Source organism: Occallatibacter gabretensis (genome assembly GCF_001449115.1).
GTDB classification, from domain to species: Bacteria; Acidobacteriota; Terriglobia; order Terriglobales; family Acidobacteriaceae; genus Telmatobacter; species Telmatobacter gabretensis.
Genome location: NZ_LAIJ01000012.1, coordinates 421,397 through 424,936, shown reverse-complemented (window position 1 = coordinate 424,936; position 3,540 = coordinate 421,397). Strand labels below are relative to the sequence as shown.

The window sequence follows — 3,540 nt, the reverse complement described above, 5'->3', positions numbered from 1 at the left end:
ATACTGGGACGCCAGAAGACTCGTTCCACTCCTCATCCGGTACAAAGACAAACTGCCAAATGCCGTCGGATGAGGTTTGTTATCAACCTGGCGATCTTTGCCAACATTATTCGGCGCGTTTATCCTGTGCTGCACAGTTTTCCAATTGGTTTTGTTTGTGTGGCTTGCGGCGATCTGCACAGTTTTTCGGAAAATCTTCATGCGATCTTTATGCCCGGACTGTGCAATCCTGTGCTGTTTCGGAGGGAATCGATGACAGATTCCAAGTGACGGTGGAAGCTGAATCATCGACTGTTGCCCTCTCTTTGCCTAGTAAATGAAGACGGCCCGAATCCATGAGGATTCGGGCCGTCGCTTTCTCTGCTGATTATGAGTAAAGCATATTCGGGGTTAATTGCACGCAAACTTTCTGCGGATGGAACACGGTACGAAAGTTCAATGGACGAAAGTAACAGGGCCGTCCCCAGTGAACCTTATTGAGCTGTATAGGTGTAGCCCGTGGTTTGCCAGACGCCGTTGATTTGATACCGAAGCGTCACATACACAGGCTTGCCGTTTGTTGGAATGTTGGGCAGCGTGAACGAAGTGGTTGTGAGGGTGGGCGAACCACCAATGTTGAAATAGCCGGGCCCGTATGTACCCGCAAAGAGCGAGTACGCCGTAACGCCGGTACCCGGTGTCCAATTGAACGTGACGCTGGCGCCTGGAAGCACGCTGCCCGGTGCGGGAGTTGTCATCACCGGCGGAGTGATAGAACCGGCTGCCGTGTAGGTGTAATTCAGATCTGTCCAGACCCCATTGAAGAGATAACGCAGCAGGACATAGACGTTGACGCCGTTGGTGGGCAGGCCTGAAACAGCGGCTGATGTCGCTGTCGTGACGCCTGATCCATAGATGTCATCGGCACCCGGCCATTTGGTTCCTACATTGATCAGATATGCGCTTGGCCCACTGCCCGATGACCACTGGAAGGTCGCGGTCGAACCGGAAAGATGACTACCCGGCGCAGGCATTGTCAGCGCCGGAGGTGTAAGAGAACCGGCGGCGGTGTAGGTATAGAAGTTTGTATATACTGTCCCACTGATCACAGATCGGAGCATGACATACACGTTCACGCCATTCGTGGGAATGCCGGAAATCGTAGCCGAGGTTGCCGTTGTGGCGCCACCTCCATAAATGTCCTCAGAACCAGGCCATTTCGTTCCCACGGCAAGCTGGTATATGACGCCGCTTAATGGCGTCCACTGGAAGGTGACTGTTGAACCGGAAAGCTGACTGCCAGGGGTGGGACTGGTCACAACCGGGGGCTCCGGGATGACCGTGTATGGAAGAGCATTTGAGGTTACGCTCAAATTGTTGTTGTCACCTGCATAAGTTGCAGTGAGTGAGTCGGTCCCCACTGGTAGCGTGGATATATTCAGGGTCGCAATACCATCAGGGGACAACGAGCCAGTTCCCAGAACCTGGCCACCGTTTAAAAACGTGATCTGCTCACCGTAAACGGATCCGAGATTATAGCCATTAAAAGTTGCCGTAAGGGTCGTCGCCTCTCCGTATATACCGATCGAGGGGCCTGCACTTAAGGTCAGTGTAGGCTGAGCCTTCGAAACTGTCGTTGTCACCGTGTTAGAAGTGCTGGCAAAAAAGTTCAAATCTCCGGGATACACTGCAGAAAAAGCGTTTAGACCTGCAACGATATTTTGAGTCACGAGCGTAGCAACTCCATTGGACAACTTGCTCGTGCCCAGGTAGAAGCCTCCGTACAAAAAGTTGATGGATTCGCCGTCTGTGCTATAGCCCGGGTAGGAATAGGGGGTGAGCGTAGCGGTAAATGTGACTGTCTGTCCCGCTATAAGGCCGGCGTTAGGAGACATGCTCAGGGTAAGCTTTGTTGTCTGCGGGCTACCGATGCTCGATGTACTCGGAGCAAAGTTGCTGTCTCCCGAGTAGTCGGCCTGGATTGTATATCCACCAGATGGAAAGCCCGAGATTGGAACCGAACCAGTGCTGATAGATGATGTAATGTCTGTAAAGGTGGGTGAGACGAAATCTGTTATCCCATCTCCATTAATATCTGCTGCTACGGCTTCTCCTACATAAAAAATATCCGGAAGAGAACCAACACCAAGTGTGGGAGGGGCGCTGGTCTCATCAAAATTGCCGCTAGTTGGGTCATAAACAAACACATGATTTCCTTGTTCTCCTTCACCCCATAATTCGGGATTTACATCTCCGGTAAAATTGCCCAGGTAGATGTAGGAGACCTGTTCCGTCTGAGCCGAGGCGAGCTCGCCAGTGAAATTTCCGTTTCCGCTTGCCAGATATAACGCGATGGTAATCGGAGAGAAATTGCCGGAATCGGGGGGAATCCACTGAAGTGTATTGACGGCTATATCCGGCCTTCCATCCCCATTGAAATCCGCTACAACCATGTTCGTTGGTGCGGCATTAATGTAAGTAGAAGTAGATGGCGTGGGACTGAACGTTCCGTCACCTTTGCCAAGATAAGTGTTTAGATTGCCGTCCTCGAATTGATCATTTAGGGCAAATGCAACAGCGACATCCGGAATGCCATCTCCATTGAAATCACTTACCGAAAAAGCATAAGGCAAGTAAACGTTGGACAGGCCAGTTAATCCAGTTACGGCCGTAAAAGTTCCATCCCCCTTGCCAAGCAGGATTGTTAGATCTACGTAGCTAACATTGCTGTTTAAGGTGAGGACCGCCATATCAGGAATACCGTCGTGGTTGAAATCAGCCACCACAACTGGTGGATAGATGTATTGGGCGGCGTCAAGGAAATCACCATTATAGTAATAGCTGTTCAATGGGTATGCGGCGCCGACGGTAAATGTTCCGTCTCCGTTGCCGGAAAATATGGATAGCGTAGTTGTATTATCCGAATTGTTTGCGTTGACAGCCAGGTCGAGAGCTCCATCCTGATTGAAATCGCCGACGATCAACTGGGCGCTCCCCACGTTAACATTTGGAACAATAGGAGTGGTGACTTCAGTAAACGTACCGCTGGCACTACCTAAAAAAATGATCAATTCGTTATAAGCATAGACGGCTATATCCGGGATGCCATCTCCATTGAAGTCGGCAACTGCGGGGCTCCAATCGCCATAATTAGAAATTGCCGGCAAGGGAGAGGTCCACATTCCTATGCCTTGACTTGTAAGACTGGCGGTTCCAAGCTGCGTGCTGTTGCCTGTATCGAGGAATGAGACTGTTCCCGTGGGTGATGGGCTAAGGATATCTGTACCGAGGACCGAGGCGGCTAGCTGCCTGGGGCTACTTGTGGTTGGGGAATAGGCCAGGGATGTTGTAGTGGGATTAAGGCCGGTAACGCTTAGCGAAGATGTCGCGGAGGTACTTGTAGCATAAGTATTGGTGCCTAGAAAGACGGCCTTGTAGTTATGGCTGCCGACCGTGGGGCGGAATTTAAGGACAGCAGTACCGGATGAGGTGAGTTGCGCGGTGCCCACGATATGGAAGTCCTCGCAATAGGCGGCAGTGGCATCGCAGAATTTGACCTGA

2 protein-coding genes are annotated in these 3,540 nt (G+C 51.3%); one reads left to right on the top strand and one right to left on the bottom strand.

Going from position 1 to position 3,540, the window contains the following annotated elements; genetic code table 11:
* Positions 1-270 (top strand): hypothetical protein (locus tag VO84_RS23100; RefSeq protein ID WP_231738135.1); only part of this gene is annotated, 270 nt, incomplete at its 5' end.
* Between the two features lie 203 nt (positions 271-473).
* Here VO84_RS23100 and VO84_RS21000 read toward each other — a convergent pair.
* Positions 474-3,146: an FG-GAP-like repeat-containing protein gene (locus tag VO84_RS21000; RefSeq protein ID WP_231738133.1), complete on the bottom strand. Its 2,673-nt coding sequence runs from the start codon at positions 3,144-3,146 to the stop codon at positions 474-476.
* Positions 3,147-3,540: the final 394 nt, after the last annotated feature.